Source organism: Bacillus sp. S3 (assembly GCF_005154805.1).
In the GTDB taxonomy this organism is placed as follows: domain Bacteria; phylum Bacillota; class Bacilli; order Bacillales; family Cytobacillaceae; genus Neobacillus.
Genome location: NZ_CP039727.1, coordinates 3,993,833 through 4,009,964 on the forward strand (window position 1 = coordinate 3,993,833; position 16,132 = coordinate 4,009,964).

The 16,132-nt window shown below is 41.5% G+C and carries 14 protein-coding genes and 1 riboswitch; of the genes, 6 read left to right on the top strand and 8 right to left on the bottom strand.

The genetic code is table 11. The annotated features are described in order from the left end of the window. Positions 1-27: 27 nt before the first annotated feature. From FAY30_RS19460 to FAY30_RS19475, 4 genes are all read right to left on the bottom strand, one after another. Complete coding sequence (locus FAY30_RS19460) at positions 28-672, bottom strand: CpsD/CapB family tyrosine-protein kinase (protein ID WP_149871412.1); 645 nt, start codon at positions 670-672, stop codon at positions 28-30. Further along, positions 665-1,411: a YveK family protein gene (locus FAY30_RS19465; RefSeq protein ID WP_149871413.1), complete on the bottom strand. Its 747-nt coding sequence runs from the start codon at positions 1,409-1,411 to the stop codon at positions 665-667. Before FAY30_RS19465 ends, FAY30_RS19460 begins: the two co-directional genes overlap by 8 nt. A gap of 19 nt (positions 1,412-1,430) precedes the next feature. Further along, entirely contained in the window at positions 1,431-2,450 is a 1,020-nt protein-coding gene (locus tag FAY30_RS19470; protein WP_149871414.1) for a glycosyl hydrolase family 28-related protein, read from the bottom strand. A gap of 102 nt (positions 2,451-2,552) precedes the next feature. Next, complete coding sequence (locus FAY30_RS19475) at positions 2,553-2,897, bottom strand: helix-turn-helix domain-containing protein (protein WP_149871415.1); 345 nt, start codon at positions 2,895-2,897, stop codon at positions 2,553-2,555. Between the two features lie 186 nt (positions 2,898-3,083). Then, positions 3,084-3,203, top strand: a riboswitch (SAM riboswitch). Between the two features lie 140 nt (positions 3,204-3,343). On the opposite strand from FAY30_RS19475, the gene FAY30_RS19480 reads away from it, so the two are divergent. The 6 genes from FAY30_RS19480 to FAY30_RS19505 all read left to right on the top strand — a co-directional run bounded on the left by FAY30_RS19480 (position 3,344) and on the right by FAY30_RS19505 (position 12,751). Beyond that, positions 3,344-4,456 carry a methionine biosynthesis PLP-dependent protein gene (locus FAY30_RS19480; protein WP_149871416.1) on the top strand — a complete coding sequence of 371 codons (1,113 nt, stop codon included), beginning with the start codon at positions 3,344-3,346 and terminating at the stop codon, positions 4,454-4,456. Next, positions 4,456-5,646, top strand: coding sequence for a cystathionine beta-lyase (gene metC, locus FAY30_RS19485; RefSeq protein WP_149871417.1), 1,191 nt, complete (start codon positions 4,456-4,458; stop codon positions 5,644-5,646). The genes FAY30_RS19480 and metC overlap by 1 nt, the downstream gene beginning before the upstream one ends. Then, positions 5,646-7,508, top strand: coding sequence for a bifunctional homocysteine S-methyltransferase/methylenetetrahydrofolate reductase (locus FAY30_RS19490; RefSeq protein ID WP_149871418.1), 1,863 nt, complete (start codon positions 5,646-5,648; stop codon positions 7,506-7,508). The genes metC and FAY30_RS19490 overlap by 1 nt, the downstream gene beginning before the upstream one ends. Beyond that, entirely contained in the window at positions 7,486-10,935 is a 3,450-nt protein-coding gene (gene metH, locus FAY30_RS19495; RefSeq protein WP_149871419.1) for a methionine synthase, read from the top strand. The genes FAY30_RS19490 and metH overlap by 23 nt, the downstream gene beginning before the upstream one ends. A 174-nt stretch (positions 10,936-11,109) precedes the next feature. Beyond that, a complete protein-coding gene (locus tag FAY30_RS19500; protein WP_149871420.1) occupies positions 11,110-11,523 on the top strand; it encodes a MarR family winged helix-turn-helix transcriptional regulator in 414 nt (137 codons plus the stop codon). 16 nt (positions 11,524-11,539) lie between these two features. Further along, the gene (locus tag FAY30_RS19505) at positions 11,540-12,751 is read left to right on the top strand and encodes an MFS transporter (RefSeq protein ID WP_149871421.1); all 1,212 of its coding nucleotides are present in this window, start codon (positions 11,540-11,542) and stop codon (positions 12,749-12,751) included. Positions 12,752-12,814: 63 nt separating this feature from the next. Here FAY30_RS19505 and FAY30_RS19510 read toward each other — a convergent pair whose 3' ends face one another. Genes FAY30_RS19510 through FAY30_RS19525 form a run of 4 tightly spaced genes read right to left on the bottom strand, consistent with a single transcriptional unit; the run spans position 12,815 to position 16,129 of the window. Beyond that, positions 12,815-13,279 (bottom strand): hypothetical protein, encoded by a 465-nt coding sequence (locus FAY30_RS19510; protein WP_149871422.1) that lies wholly within the window; start codon positions 13,277-13,279, stop codon positions 12,815-12,817. Positions 13,280-13,291: 12 nt separating this feature from the next. After that, positions 13,292-14,272, bottom strand: coding sequence for an ABC transporter ATP-binding protein (locus tag FAY30_RS19515; RefSeq protein ID WP_317845670.1), 981 nt, complete (start codon positions 14,270-14,272; stop codon positions 13,292-13,294). After that, positions 14,265-15,257 carry an ABC transporter ATP-binding protein gene (locus tag FAY30_RS19520; protein ID WP_149871423.1) on the bottom strand — a complete coding sequence of 331 codons (993 nt, stop codon included), beginning with the start codon at positions 15,255-15,257 and terminating at the stop codon, positions 14,265-14,267. The genes FAY30_RS19515 and FAY30_RS19520 overlap by 8 nt, the downstream gene beginning before the upstream one ends. A gap of 17 nt (positions 15,258-15,274) precedes the next feature. Next, positions 15,275-16,129, bottom strand: a complete 855-nt coding sequence (locus FAY30_RS19525; protein WP_149871424.1) for an ABC transporter permease — start codon at positions 16,127-16,129, stop codon at positions 15,275-15,277. Between the last annotated feature and the right edge of the window lie 3 nt (positions 16,130-16,132).

Genomic DNA, 16,132 nt, shown 5'->3' on the forward strand with positions numbered 1-16,132 from the left:
GTTACCTTTAGCCAATCCCCTGCTTTTTTAGCCTGTTTGATAAATGACACCTAAAATTTGATTATTCTTTCTTTCCAAATATTCTTTTGTCTTAATTACGTCCTTTTTCTTCGTTTTATTCTCTTTGATTACTAAAATAACCCCATCACATTGATTCGCTAGAATATGAGAATCAGAAACTGTCAAAAATGGAGGCCCCTCAAAAATGATCACATCAAAATTTGCTTCACAATATCTGACCAGCTCATTTATTTTACCTGTCATCCAGACATCTGCCGGATTTACTGGCATTGGACCAGTCGGCAAGACAAATAGGCCGGGAACAAATGTCTCTTGAATATTGAGGAAGGCCTCATTTACATTATCAATTACATTCGTTAATCCGGCCTCATTTGGCAGCTTAAACCAATGGTTTAGTGAAGGCTTTCGAATATTGCCATCCACTAAAAGTACCTTTTTCCCTTGTTCAACAATAGAAAGGGCTAATTTTGATGTAATAATTGATTTTTCGCCGTCATCGCTGGGGGAGGTTACCAATAATAATGCCGTTTGTTGATGAACAAGCGGTTCTAAATTCGTTCGAATCATTCGAATTTGTTCTGAACTTATTGACGTTTCATTAAGTTGAAGCCTTTGGATTATTTTTTTCGTCTCATCCCGTTTCTTAGACACTTATTTCCCCCCCGCTTTTTTCTTTCAAGGCTGTTGCCTGCTTAGGTTGCCTATAATTTTTATATTTATTTTTTCTTTTTGTACTTTTTAAATTTATTTCTCCTAAAATAGGTAAACCAATCATGCCTTCAATCTCATAAATGTCTTTAATAGAATCGTCCCAATATTCGCGAAGCATTGCCAGGCCGATGCCAAGAAAAACCCCAATCACCGCACCAATCGCAACATTTAATGTCAAACTCCCAACCATTTTAACGGAGGGATCTCCATTTGCATCACTTAATAGCTTGATATTTTTAACCTCAAACAGATCATTCATTTTACTAACCGTTGTGTTGGCAATCGTATGGGCAAGTGTTTTAGCACCTTCCATATCGTGATCCCTTACGACCACATTGACAATTTGTGAATTCCGATTATTTTGTACGACAATCTTCTTTTCTAACTCTTCATCATTTATATTGAGCTCTTTTTGGACGGAATTTAGCACGATTGGACTTTTTATAAAATCAATGGTTGAAGCAAGCAGCATACTAAGTTCCTGTGAATCACTGTATTCACCATCAATCTTTGTAAGCTTGCCAATTAAAATATTTTCAGTTGCTTCATACGTTGGTTTTAATACAAACATCGATAAACCAACAGTTAAAAGAGATACACATAGAACCGTAAGAATAATGGTCACTATTCGCTTTCTAATAATATGTAGAAATTTTTTTAAATCTACTCTTTCGTCCATGATGACCTCCTACATCCTTCTAGTTAAAATTCTTTGCTTCTTCCTCCGGTGATGTATAATAATTTTGCCGCCCTTTATCTTTAATAAATTTTGAGCCCATATTCGAAAGTAATCTGTTCCTTTGAGACTCTTTTGAAAACTCTATGATTGGTTTATTCACTATATGGACATCCCATATTACACCCTCAAATCTATTATCGGAGCCGCTGACTTTTACTACACTTTTTGTTACCTTCGATACTTGAATTTGCAGTCCGCTGAACTCATTACCGGAACTTTCATTTGGAATACTAATAGAGCCAATCATGGCAATACCGTTTATACAATCATCTAAGGTTAGATTAGTGAATCGGTTTCCATTTACAAAGTTATATTTATTTTTAACTTTTGGCTCCTCAGCCTCCAATTTAACGCCGGTTTGAAAGCCTGCAATATTTATGTCAGTAAAATTGACAAAACTAATAAAATTACCTGAACCCCCAGCATATAGATGAAGAGCTGTCCCCTTATGTGAACCGCTGGTGTTTAAGATCGTTACATTGTTGATTCGGGTTTTGTCCCAGGACCAAAATTTTTGATTTCCGTCTAAATAAATGACGTCTGAATCAAATTCAGCATTGACAATTTCAAGAATTCCATTTAACAGGGATGCATTTTTCTCTACTTCAATAACTTTAAAGTTCCCTTCGATTTGTAACGTTGTATTTTGGCCAAATTCTAGTTCAATGCCCTCCTTTAAAACGATTCCTTTATTCAGAATATACCTCTTATTTCCAAGTAACTTTACAGTTCCAATTTTCGAATCATGACTGAAATGGATCGCTTCTTGAATGGAAGTAGAATCGTCCTTTGCATCGTCGCCATTGGCTCCGAAGTCCTCCACATTCACATATTCGTTTTGACTATTTGCGGTCATGGTGACAAATTGGTCTTCCTTTTTCAATCCAAGATTCTCGGCAACATTGTTATTAAAAAAAAGGATGCCTGCTACGACAAAAATAATCGCTGAAAGATAAATAATATTGCCCCTTCTTTTCATACTAATCTCCTAACAACAATGTATTAATTTCTTTATATGAGTGATTATAGTTCATTATAACGAACAAGTCAATAATATTACCTCTATTATAGGTATTTTTAATCAGGTCTTTGGTTTGCTATTTTGTATTGCCAGTTTTATTTCCCTCAAATCTGCTTCATTAATTAATCCAGACTCCAGGGCAGTGTTAATAAAAACACTCCAATCTATTAAAGGATTTTTTTGGGGATTTCTTGTTTCCAACGTTGAGTTATTTGGACTGAGAAGGGTCTGAATATTAACCTCTAATGCTGCGGCAATTTTCACTAGCACTTCAATGGATGGGTTTGTTTGAATATTTCTTTCAATGTGGCTTAAGTAGGACTTGGAGATATCTGTTTTCTCAGCCAGCTGAGATAACGTAAGGTTTCTTTCTTGCCTTAATTTTTGAATTTTTGTACCTAACATAGAGAACCTCCTTTAATAAATTTCACTCCTTTCTCTAATGTCATTATAGTGAACAATATATTCTTTGTAAAGAACATTAAATGTCAATTTTTCTGATCCTTTTTAGTTTTATTTGTTTTTTTCTAAAAATCAAATTGACATCGCTCCAAAGTTGTAGTAAATTTTATAAATAATCTAAATATTGATTTCTTATCAAGAGAGGTTGAGGGAATGGCCCTGCGACGCCTCAGCAACCATCAATGGGGAAACTCATTGAAAAGGTGCTAAGTCCTGCAGATTAGCTGCTGCTAATTTGCAAGATAAGAAGAATGACAATTTGGTCGTACTTACAAAAGTCTTCTTCTTATAGAAGGCTTTTTTTATATCCTAATGACTTTAGTGCCTCGTAGCATTAAAGCACCGCAGAAAGCCAATATTTATAGTTTACTAAACAAGGAGTGTGCACCATGTACAAAATTGATACGAAACTTGCCCAAATTGGAAATCGCAGTGACACTGCAACCGGAACAGTGAACCCTCCGGTTTATTTTTCAACAGCTTACAGACACAATGGAATCGGACAATCAACCGGATTTGACTATTCACGGACAGGGAATCCAACACGACAGCTCCTTGAAAAAACAATTGCCGATTTGGAATGCGGTGATCAAGGGTTCGCCTGCAGTTCAGGAATGGCTGCGATTTTCACGATCCTATCCTTATTCCAAAGTGGGGATGAATGGTTAGTGAGCGAGGATTTATATGGTGGTACCTACCGGTTATTAGAAAAAGGCTATAAAAAATGGGGCTTGAACAGTCAATATGTAAATACGTGTTGTCCAGAAGAGATTGAACGAAAGATTACACCTCAGACAAAAGCAATCTTTCTTGAGACTCCGACCAATCCCCTCATGCAGCAATCAGATATTGCCGCTGTTTCTTCCATTGCGAAGAAACACGGGATCTTGCTGATTGTTGACAATACATTCTATACACCATTATTACAGCAGCCCATCGTACTTGGTGCCGACATTGTCATCCATAGTGCGACGAAATACTTAGGCGGTCATAATGATGTGCTTGCCGGGCTGATTGTGGCAAAAGGCAAGGAACTTTGTGATGCTTTGGCATTTCATCATAACGGGGCAGGCGGTGTCCTAAGTGCATTTGATTCATGGCTGTTAATGCGAGGTATGAAAACCTTGTCGCTCCGGATGAAACAACATGAGAAAAATGCAAAGGCCATTGTCGAATACCTTTCTGAACATGAAGCCGTGACAGATGTCCTTTATTCGGGTAGAGGCGGGATGGTTTCGTTCCGTTTAAAAGAAGAAACATGGGTGAATCCATTTTTACAAGGATTAAAGCTAATTACGTTTGCGGAAAGTCTTGGCGGCACTGAAAGCTTTATCACCTATCCAGCCACACAGACACATGCAGATATTCCAGAAGAAATAAGGATCCAATCTGGCGTGGACAATCGCTTATTGCGTTTTTCTGTTGGGATTGAAGATGCAGAAGATTTAATTTTTGACCTTGAGGGTGCCTTAGCCCATATTAAAGAAGGAGTGTTTTTCTAATGGCACAAGAAGAATTTAGCTTTGAAACCAGGCTCATCCATAATAAACATAAAATTGATCCAACAACTGGAGCGGTTAGTGTGCCAATTCAGCATGCATCCACCTTCCACCAATCTGATTTCGACCAGTTTGGTAAATATGATTATGGCCGCAGTTTAAATCCGACAAGGGAAGCACTTGAAGATGTAATCGCCGAACTTGAGGGCGGGATAAAAGGGTTTGCCTTCTCATCAGGTATGGCCGCGATTTCAACGGCATTCCTTCTTCTTTCTGCTGGTGATCATATTGTCATTACAGAGGATGTATACGGCGGTACATTCCGTATGGTGACAGAGGTTCTTTCACGGCTTGGCATTGATCATACGTTTGTTGATATGACAAATCTTGATGAAGTGAAGAAGGCAATTCAGCACAATACAAAAGCCTTTTATGTTGAAACGCCTTCGAATCCATTGATGAAAGTAACCGACATTAAGGCGATCAGCAGGATTGCCAAAGAAACTGGCGCACTAACCTTTGTCGATAATACATTCCTGACTCCTTCTTATCAAAAACCGTTAGAGTTAGGTGCAGATGTTGTGCTCCATAGTGCGACGAAGTTTTTATCGGGTCACAGTGACGTTGTTGCCGGGCTTGCTGTCGTTAATGACGAAGGTTTAGCGAAAAGATTAGGCTTTTTGCAAAACGGATTTGGGGCCATCTTAGGTGTTCAAGATGCCTGGCTAGTATTAAGAGGCATGAAGACATTGCACGTTCGTCTAGAGCAATCACAACGATCAGCTATGAAACTAGCTAAATTTTTAGATGCTCATCCGCTTGTTAAAAAAGTTCATTATCCGGGACTTGAAAGTCACCCGCAATATCATATTCAGAAAGACCAGGCTGGTGGCCCCGGAGCCGTCCTATCTTTTGAATTAGCTAATGAAGATGCCTTACGGACTTTTCTTGCGAATGTAAAAATACCTGTCTTCGCTGTCAGCCTTGGTGCGGTAGAATCGATCCTTTCTTACCCGGCAAAAATGTCCCATGCGGCGATGCCGAAGGTAGAGCGGGAAAAGCGCGGAATTACCAATAGTCTTGTCCGCTTATCCGTTGGGCTTGAAAACCCCGATGATTTGATCAAGGATTTTTCACAGGCATTAGAATTCGTCGGTGAAAAACAATTGGTATTACTACAAGGAGAATCATAATGAGTTTTTTAGAAAAATTAAACAATCAAATCTTAATTGCAGACGGAGCTATAGGTACTCTCCTCTATACCTACGGTGTGGACTCTTGCTCGGAGGAGTTAAATCTATCTCAGCCGGAACAGATTCAAAATATACATCAAGCATACATTGACGCGGGAGCAGACGTCATTCAAACAAACACTTACGCTGCCAACTATTTAAAACTGCAGCGGTATGGTCTTGAAGATTCGGTAAAAGAAATTAACAGTGCTGCTGTTCGGAATGCTAAAAAAGCAGCACAAAATAATGCCTACGTACTTGGGACAATTGGGGGGAATCGCGGGATAAAGCCTAATTCTGTTTCCCTTGAGGAGTTAAAGCGCAGCTTCCGTGAACAATTATATTGTTTATTGCTTGAAGGGGTTGATGGCTTATTGCTGGAAACCTTTTACGACTTAGAAGAGCTTGAAACGGTGTTGACAATTGCGAGAAAGGAAACGAATCTGCCGATTGTTGCACAAGTTTCTCTGCAAGAGCCGGAAATTTTGCAAAATCGACTGCCAGTCAACGAGGCCTTAACGAGGCTTGAGGGTCTTGGAGCCGATTGTCTTGGTCTAAATTGCCGGCTTGGACCGCATCATATGCTCGTTGCCCTTGAGCAGATTGAACTTCCGAAGCATGCCTTTTTATCTGCCTATCCAAATGCCAGTCTGCCAACCTATACAGATGGGAAGTTTCATTATGAAGGGGATGCCGATTATTTTCGTCAATCTGCCCGTGCCTTCCGCAATCAAGGGGTACGCCTTCTCGGCGGCTGCTGCGGTACCACTCCGGCACATATCAAAGCCTTTGCGGATGAACTAAAGAATAGTGTTCCGGTGACAGAAAAGGTAGTACAATTAAAACCAAAGAAGATTGCGGTCGAATCTTCTACGGCTAAAAGGGAGTTCTCTCCCCTGCAAGAAATCGTGAAAGAAAGGCCGTCGGTGATTGTAGAATTGGATCCGCCGCGAAAGCTTGATACAACCAAGTTTTTCGAAGGGGCTAAAGCATTAAAAGAGGCCGGAATTGATTCAATCACGCTTGCGGATAATTCACTTGCGACCGTTAGGATTTCCAATGAATCTCTAGGTTACCTGATAAAAGAGCGATTGAACGTAAGGCCGCTCATTCATTTATCCTGCCGCGATCGCAATATTATTGGCTTGCAGTCTCACTTAATGGGGCTGCATACACTTGGGCTGAATGACGTCCTTGCCATTACCGGCGATCCAGCCCGTGTCGGCGATTTTCCAGGTGCCTCGTCCGTTTACGACGTTTCTTCATTTGAATTAATTCAAATGATTAAACAGTTAAATGAAGGTCTTTCTTTTTCCGGCAAGGATTTAGGTCAAAAAACAGCCTTTAGTATTGCTGCTGCCTTTAACCCGAATGTTCGCTCAGTTGAAAAAGCAGTCAAACGGCTTGAGAAGAAAATCCACTATGGTGCAGATTACTTTATCTCGCAGCCCGTTTTTTCCGAGGAAAAGTTATTAGAAGTCTATGAACATACGAAACATTTAGATGTACCGATCTATATTGGCTTGATGCCGCTGACCAGCAGTAAGAATGCCGAGTTTCTTCACAATGAAGTTCCAGGAATCAAAATTGCTGATTCCATCCGGGAGCGAATGGCAGGTCTGAATGATAACCCGCTTCAGGCTGCCAGGGAAGGAATTGACATTACCAAGTCATTGATTGATGCAGCAATGGATTTATTTAACGGGATTTATTTAATTACACCATTTTTACGATATGAACTAACAACTGAGCTGGCCCTATATACGAAAAAACGTGCCAGATACTTAAGGGGGAACAGCTATGCCGAAAACACCGTTTACTGATCAACTAAAAAGTCGCATCCTCGTAATGGATGGCGCAATGGGTACCATGCTACAGCGGGCAGAGCTTACGCCTGATGATTTTGGCGGCGAACAGTATGATGGCTGTAACGAAAATTTGAATTTAACCGCTCCTGCTGTTATCGCCGATATTCACCGGGAATATTTAGAGGCCGGTGCAGACATCATTGAAACTAATACCTTTGGGGCTACTAGCATTGTCCTTGATGAATATCAGCTTGGCTATAAAGCCTATGAAATTAATAAAATTGCCGCGATGATTGCCGTCAGAGAAGCCATGAAGGTTTCCACGGATGATTGGCCCCGTTATGTGGCAGGCGCAATGGGACCGACAACGAAAACATTAAGTGTCACCGGTGGAACAACCTTTGATGCCCTTTCAGCTTCATATGAAGAACAAGCGATTGGCTTGATTGACGGCGGAGTTGATTTACTCCTGCTAGAAACGAGCCAAGACATGTTAAATGTGAAAGCGGGCTTTGTCGGAATTCAAAACGCTTTTGAAAAAACAGGCAAAACACTGCCGTTATTTATTTCAGGAACAATCGAACCAATGGGGACAACACTTGCCGGGCAGACGATTGAATCGTTCTTTATTTCTGTTGAGCATATGAATCCAGTTGCCGTTGGTTTGAACTGTGCCACTGGCCCAGAATTCATGCAGGATCATATCCGCTCACTTGCAGGGCTGGCTTCTACTGCTGTCAGCTGTTATCCGAATGCCGGCCTTCCTGATGAAGAAGGTCACTATCATGAAACACCGGAGACACTCGCGAAAAAGCTGTCCGATTTTGCCGCCCACGGCTGGCTGAATATTGTCGGCGGCTGTTGCGGTACGACTCCAGAACATATTAAGGCAATTGCCGAAGCGATGAAACAATATCAGCCGCGGGAAGTGAAATCAGCGGCGGTTCATATGGTTTCAGGTATCGATCCTTTCGTTTACGATGATCCAACGTTACGGCCGATAATGGTCGGCGAAAGAACAAATGTTATCGGTTCTCGAAAATTCAAACGGTTAATAACAGAGGGGAAATTTGAAGAGGCAGCAGAAATTGCCCGTGCACAGGTTAAAGGCGGAGCACACGTCATTGATCTTTGCCTAGCAGACCCTGACCGTGAAGAGCTTGTTGATATGGAGAATTTTATCAAAGAAGTCGTGAAGAAAATCAAAGTTCCTCTTGTGATTGATTCGACCGATGAAAAAGTCATTGAGCGTGCTTTGAAATACTCACAAGGAAAGGCAATTATCAATTCAATCAATCTTGAAGATGGTGAAGAGCGATTTGAAGCCGTTGTTCCATTAATCCACCGCTATGGTGCTGCAGTCGTCGTTGGTACCATTGACGAGGTAGGAATGGGTGTGACGGCAGAGCGGAAACTGGAGATTGCCAAACGGTCCCACGACTTGCTGGTAAATAAATATAAGCTTAAATCACAGGATTTGATTTTTGATCCATTGGTTTTTCCAGTCGGCACGGGGGATGAGCAATATATTGGTTCTGCAAAAGCAACGGTCGAAGGGATTAAGCTCATTAAAGAAAATCTTCCAGGAGTACAAACTATTCTGGGGATTAGTAATGTATCATTCGGGCTGCCTCCGGTAGGCAGGGAAATTTTAAACTCTGTTTTCCTTTATCACTGTACCCAGGCCGGGCTGGATTATGCGATTGTCAACACGGAGAAATTGGAGCGTTTTGCTTCAATTTCTAAAGAAGAAGTTCAGTTGGCAGAAGCCCTGCTTTTTGACACAACCGATGAAACACTGGCAACTTTTACTGAATTTTATCGTGGCAAAAAGAAAGAAGCGAAAGTAACTGTTCCTAATATGAGCTTAGAAGAGCGGCTTGGCTATTATGTGGTTGAGGGGACGAAAGAAGGCCTGCTTCCTGACCTCGATCTTGCCCTTGAAGCCTACCCGGCACCGCTTGATATTATTAACGGTCCATTAATGGATGGAATGAAAGAAGTCGGCCGGCTTTTTAATGAAAACCAGTTAATTGTTGCCGAAGTGCTTCAAAGTGCGGAAGTAATGAAAGCGGCGGTATCACATTTAGAGCCGCACATGGAAAAAGGCGATGTATCTGCCTCTAAAGGAAAAGTTATTTTAGCAACAGTTAAAGGCGATGTGCATGACATTGGCAAAAATTTAGTCGATATTATCCTAAGCAATAATGGTTACCAGGTGCATGACCTTGGAATTAAGGTGACACCTGCCGAATTAATTAAGGCTATTCGTGAGGAACAGCCGGATATGGTTGGGCTTTCCGGATTATTAGTAAAATCCGCGCAGCAAATGGTGTTAACCGCCCAAGACATGAAAGAAGCGGGTATCTCATTGCCGATCCTAGTTGGCGGCGCTGCCCTTTCACGAAAATTCACGGATGGGAAAATTGCGAAAGAATATGACGGGCTAGTCCTTTACGCGAAGGATGCGATGAATGGCTTATCACTTGCCAATCAACTGCAATCACCAGATGAGCATCAAAGGCTTCTGGACGAACGGGTTGAAAAGCTGGCAGCATTAGATATCCCAAGGGAATTACCAATTCGGGCGAGCGGGTCTGTGGCTGTTAAGGTAAAGCCGGCCATTTCTACTACTGCGCCTGTTTTTACGCCGCTTGATACGAAAAGACATGTATTGAGGTCCTATTCCCTATCCCATATTGAACCGTATATCAATATGCAAATGCTGCTGGGTCACCACCTGGGTGTGAAAGGAAAAATTGCAAAATTACTTGCTGAGCGAGATGAAAAGGCAGTAAAAGTAAAAGAAGTCGTGGACCAATTGTTAGCAGATGCCAGTCGGAATAATTGGATTACCCCGGCCGCTGCATATCAATTTTTCCCGGCCCAATCTGATGGAAACAAGGTTTATATCTATGACCCGGAAAACCCGGAGGTTGTGATTGAAACGTTTGATTTCCCTCGGCAGGAGTCCGCACCGCATCTTTGTTTAGCAGACTTCCTTAAATCGGTCGACAGCGGTGAGAAAGATTACGTTGGATTCTTTACGGTAACTGCCGGAAAAGGCATTCGCGAAAAAGCCGACCAATTGAAAGCAGAAGGTCGTTTTCTTGAATGCCACGCGCTCCAGTCACTTGCTTTAGAGACCGCTGAAGGCTTCGCCGAATTGATTCACCGGCAGATGCGCGACCGCTGGGGCTTCCCTGATCCGCTCGATTTTTCCATGCAGGATCGGTTTGCCGCTAAATATCAAGGACAGCGTTTCTCGTTTGGCTACCCTGCCTGCCCTGATTTAGAGGATCAAAAGAAACTGTTCAAGCTCCTGCAGCCAGAGGAAATTGGCATTCAGTTAACAGAAGGCTGTATGATGGAACCAGAGGCATCCGTCTCGGCGATTGTCTTCGCCCATCCGGAAGCACGGTATTTTAATGTATTAAGATAGTAGTTTTAGGTAATTCCGCGGAAAGTGTCTAGTGATTCCGCGGAATTTTTTTGCGTTTTTCCTCCAACTCTTCTAGATGATTATTTCAATGCTGAATTATGAACATTCCTTGACAATTTTCACTATATCCCTTATAGTTACCTAGGTAACTAATTTCGAAAAATGGAGTGTATTATGATTAGCCACGAATTATTCCATACTCTTCACCAGCTTTCACGCCAGCTCACCAACAGGCTTAATGAAGCCTTAAAACCATTAGGTTTATACAGTGCCCAGTGGGCCGTTATTTTTGTTCTCCAAACAAAAGGGTCACTTACGCAAAAGGAACTTTGTGATTATCTATTCGTTGAAGCACCGCCGATGACTCGCACGATTCAACGACTCGTCAAACAGGGCTATGTAACACAAGTTCCTGGTCAAGACAAACGAGAAAAGCATGTTCAATTAACGGAAGAAGCATTAAAGGAATATCCAAGGTGGGAAAGTGTAGTGACTGAAGTGAATCGGGGATTGTTAAAGAACTTTCCAGAGGTTTCACAAGAAGAACTTCTCAAACTGCAAAGCAACTGGTTACAGCAAATTTTATAACAGAGAGGTGCATTACATGAATAAGGGGAAATTATGGACGAAGGATTTTATCAGCGTTTCTCTTAGTAACTTTTTTCTATTTTTAACTTTTTATATTCTGTTAGTAACACTGCCATCGTACGCAATGGACGAATTACATAGCAGTTCTTCTATGGCAGGACTTATGACTACGGTATTTTTGCTTTCTGCCATCGTTTCACGCCCGATTGCTGGGCAATGGCTTGAACGTGGAAGCCATAAAAAGGTATTATTAACAGCACTAATCCTTTTTGCCGCCGCATCACTCTTATACTTTTTTCCAACAACAATCAGTGGTTTTCTTGTTATCCGCTTGCTGCACGGGATTGGCTTTGGAATGGCGACTACCGCTGTAGGGACCATCGTTGCTGATATCATTCCCGCCGCGCGCCGGGGTGAAGGAATGGGCTATTTTGTCATGTCAACCAACATGGCAATGGTTATCGGTCCATTTGTCGGCTTGCTGGCAATCCAACAGTGGGGTCCAAAAATATTGTTCATCATAAGTGTCATTGTCGCAATGGGTGCATTGATTACAGGCTTAAGTGTCAAGATTAACAAAACTGAGGAGCTTCCAGTAAAGGTTTCTTCCTCCTTTTCATTCCGAAGTCTTTTCGAAGCTACTGCTGTTCCTATCGCAATTGTGGGAAGCTTTATGGCTATTGTCTATTCAGCACTTCTTTCCTTCGTATCGATCTATGCAAATGAAATCCATTTGGAAAATGTAGCGAGTCTGTTCTTTGTTGTTTATGCGGTTGTGTTATTAATTTCTAGACCGTTTACAGGCAAATGGCTCGATCAATATGGACCAAATGTGATTAGCTTTCCGTGTATTGTCCTTTTTGCCATCGGTATGTTAGTTTTAAGTCAAAGCAACAGTGCCTTCACGTTTCTCCTTGCTGCAGGCATGATCGGGTTAGGATGGGGAACGCTTTTTCCTACCTTCCAAACGATTGCCATTCAGGATGCTGAACCTAGAAAAAGAGGGTTAGCTACAGCAACCTTCTTATCCATCTATGATACAGGCATTGCCCTAGGTTCCTTCCTTGTCGGAATCATTGCCGTAAAAATGGATTATAGTACTTTATATTTCTTCTGTTCCTTCTATATTTTATTCGGAGCAATTCTCTATTTCTTCCTTCATACAAAGAAGCAGAATTCTTCCGTAAAAGTAGAAAAACAGCAGCAGGCAAATGTTCAAGAAATGTAAAATCGATCATACTAACAAAAGAACCATCACTCCCCTAAAGGAATGATGGTTCTTTTGTCTTTATCAATGTATATTGAATTTCGGTTGATGCGTGAGTTCTATTTTCACCACATGTATTTCTTGTTCATGTTCCTCTTCCACCATAACAATCGACCAATTTTTTGCCATTACATCACGAAGGATTTGAAGATGTTCTGTTGTCATCTTGACACAATCTAAAAACACTCCGGTATCGACGAAATCCACGCCCTCCTTCATATTGAACTTAATTGACAATAAGGACTTGAGAGCCCCTTTCGTCAAAAAGGAAATTTCATAGCCCTCTTGCAATGCTTGAACTACTTTTGATTTTTCCGACTGATAGAAGTCCACTAGCGTTTTCCAATCTGGAATTCCTTCACCGATTTTTTCTAGGGTTTCGTCTTTCCCTTCATCTAAAAGGGCAACAATCGACTCTTGATTATGACCTTTTGCTTTCATCATTTCCAGCATGAGGGCATAATTTAATGCTAGTTTTACTTTTTCCATTTCATTCTTCCCCTAACTTTCAAATAAATGGCAGGCGACCAGATGCTCCCGATCCACTTCCTTCAATTGTGGAACTGCTTCTGCGCAAATGGGTTTAGCAAATGGGCAGCGTGACCTGAAACGGCAGCCCTGATCCATCTCAATCGGACTTGGAAGCTCTCCACTGATAATATCGCGTTTACTCGTTTGTGCTTTGATCGGGTCTGGAATAGGAATCGCAGACAACAGCGCTTGGGAATAAGGATGCAGCGGTTTATCGTATAACTCTTCACTCTTGGAGATTTCAACCATTTGTCCAAGATACATAACACCGATCCGATTAGAAATATGACGAACCATTGATAAATCATGGGCAATGAATAAATAAGTAAGGTTCATTTCTCTTTGTAAATCTTCTAACATATTAATGACTTGCGCCTGGATCGATACATCAAGCGCAGAAATCGCTTCATCGCAAAGGACAAATTCCGGATTAATGGATAGCGCTCTGGCGATGCCAATTCTCTGCCGTTGACCGCCGCTGAATTCGTGAGGAAATTTTTCTAAATCTTCCTTTTTCAAACCAACCTTGTCCAGGATATTTGTAATGATTTCGGTTCTTTCATTTTTTCCAAGCTGTGTATGGATTTCTAAAGGTTCATCAATGATTTCTTCCACATTCATATACGGATTAAGTGATGAATAAGGATCTTGGAAAATCATTTGCATTCTTTTTCGATAAGGCTGTAGTTCTTTGTTATTTAAATTAGCGATGTCTTTACCATCAAACAGAATCTCTCCAGCTGTTGGTTCATACAAGCGATTCAGTGTCCTGCCAAGTGTCGATTTTCCGCAGCCAGACTCCCCTACTAGACCAAATGTTTCTCCTTTATATATATGAAAGGACACATCATCAACCGCCTTAACGGCTGCTTTATTTTTTGAAAACATAGTGGATTTTATTGGGAAGTATTTTTTTAGATTTTTGACTTCGACGAGTTTTTGTTTAGTCACCCTGCATCACTCCTTCCCCTGCTAAAAAGCATCTACTTTTCTGCGTTGTTGAGAAGCTCTTGTACTCCGGTAACGTTGTAAAACAATGATCCATTGCAACTTCACAACGTTCGGCGAATGGGCACCCGGCATGCAGCTGCTGCAATGATGGAGCGGCACCTTTTATTGGCTTTAATCTTGTTTTTTCACCGTCTACTCTTGGAATAGAATTTAGTAAGGCCTTTGTGTACGGATGCTTTGGCGAATAAAAGATTTCATGAACCAATCCCTCTTCCATCACCATTCCGGCGTACATGACCAATATTCGGCTGCAAATCGTCGCAACCACACCGAGGTCATGGGTTATGAAAACGACAGACATATCGTTTTCCTGCTGCAGTTTTTTCAATAACTCAAGAATTTGCGCCTGAATGGTCACATCAAGGGCTGTTGTCGGTTCATCTGCAACTAACAGCTTCGGGTTGCAGGCCAGTGCCATCGCAATCAAAACCCTTTGTCTCATCCCTCCGCTAAATTCATGCGGATACTGATTCACTCTTGTTTCAGGTGAGGGGATCCCTACCATTCTAAGCAATTCAACGGCTTCTGCCTTAGCTTCCTTCTTGTTCATGCCTCTAATCCTTGTTAAGAGATCTACTAGGTGGTCACCGGCTTTTTTTAACGGGTTAAGGGCAGTCATTGGATCTTGAAAAATCATCGCGATTTCTTTGCCTCTGATGGCCCGCTTTTCCTTTTTGGATAGATGTTCGATATGTTTTCCGTCCAAAATAATTTCTCCGGATTCCACTTTTGCATTACTCGGAACAATTCCAAGAATCGATTTCACCATAACACTTTTTCCGCTTCCTGATTCACCGACAATCCCCAGGATTTCCCCTTTTTGAACGGCAAAATCAATTCCGCGGATCACTTCCGTTTTTACCTTGTCATTATAAAAACTCGTATGGAGGTTTTTTACATCGAGTAAAATTTTTTTGTTTTCCATTTCAATATAACCCCCTTTTATCTCCCGCTCGTTTTCGGTTCAATTACAGCTCTTAACAGGTCACCAAGTTTATTAAAGGAATACACTGTTAGAGCGATGAGAAGTCCAGGCAGGATCGCCATGTATGGGGCGTTCCCTAAATTTCCTTGGGCCGTCTGCAGCATACTTCCCCAGGAGGACAACGGCTGCTGAATCCCCAGCCCAAGAAAGCTTAGTGCTGATTCCATTAAAATTGCATTGGCAATACTGACAGTTGAAGCCACAATGAACGTTGGAAAAACGGCTGGAATCACGTGCTTCAAGATGACTTTTTTCAACGATTGTCCCGAGGATTTCGCATATAATACATATTCTCTTTCCTTAATTGATAGTGTTTCGGCCCGAACTAATCTGGCCGTACTCATCCATGTAAAAAGTCCGATAACCAGTACAATAGCCTTTAAACCGGGGGTAAGATAAATACTGACAACCGTTACAAGAATCATCCACGGGATCGAGGAAATGACGTCAACCATTCTCATTAAAAAATTGTCAACCTTCCCTCCAAAATAACCGCTAATCGTTCCCACTATCACACCAATACACGTCGAAATCAGCATGGCTAAAATTCCTACCGCCAGGGAAATCCGTCCTCCATATAAGGCACGTGTGAGATAATCTCTGCCAAGTTCATCTGTCCCAAACCAATGCTTTGCATTTGGCCTATCGAGGGCATTCATGACATTTACCTGATCCGGCGGATATGGTGACAAAAAGGCGAATATCGATACCAACATAATAAACACAAGAAAAATGAGGGCAATCGCGGCCGGTTTATTACGTTTGACTTCTTTTTTTAACTGCTCGATTCTTCTATTTTTTTTACCAGCCAATTT

Excerpts from the sequence above, each read along its gene's own strand:
- FAY30_RS19510 (WP_149871422.1), bottom strand. The coding sequence starts at position 13,279 with ATGGAAAAAGTAAAACTAGCATTAAATTATGCCCTCATGCTGGAAATG.
- FAY30_RS19520 (WP_149871423.1), bottom strand. The coding sequence starts at position 15,257 with ATGGAAAACAAAAAAATTTTACTCGATGTAAAAAACCTCCATACGAGT.
- FAY30_RS19470 (WP_149871414.1), bottom strand. The coding sequence starts at position 2,450 with ATGAAAAGAAGGGGCAATATTATTTATCTTTCAGCGATTATTTTTGTC.
- FAY30_RS19500 (WP_149871420.1), top strand. The coding sequence starts at position 11,110 with ATGATTAGCCACGAATTATTCCATACTCTTCACCAGCTTTCACGCCAG.
- metH (WP_149871419.1), top strand. The coding sequence starts at position 7,486 with ATGCCGAAAACACCGTTTACTGATCAACTAAAAAGTCGCATCCTCGTA.
- FAY30_RS19465 (WP_149871413.1), bottom strand. The coding sequence starts at position 1,411 with ATGGACGAAAGAGTAGATTTAAAAAAATTTCTACATATTATTAGAAAG.
- metC (WP_149871417.1), top strand. The coding sequence starts at position 4,456 with ATGGCACAAGAAGAATTTAGCTTTGAAACCAGGCTCATCCATAATAAA.
- FAY30_RS19480 (WP_149871416.1), top strand. The coding sequence starts at position 3,344 with ATGTACAAAATTGATACGAAACTTGCCCAAATTGGAAATCGCAGTGAC.
- FAY30_RS19490 (WP_149871418.1), top strand. The coding sequence starts at position 5,646 with ATGAGTTTTTTAGAAAAATTAAACAATCAAATCTTAATTGCAGACGGA.
- FAY30_RS19505 (WP_149871421.1), top strand. The coding sequence starts at position 11,540 with ATGAATAAGGGGAAATTATGGACGAAGGATTTTATCAGCGTTTCTCTT.
- FAY30_RS19475 (WP_149871415.1), bottom strand. The coding sequence starts at position 2,897 with ATGTTAGGTACAAAAATTCAAAAATTAAGGCAAGAAAGAAACCTTACG.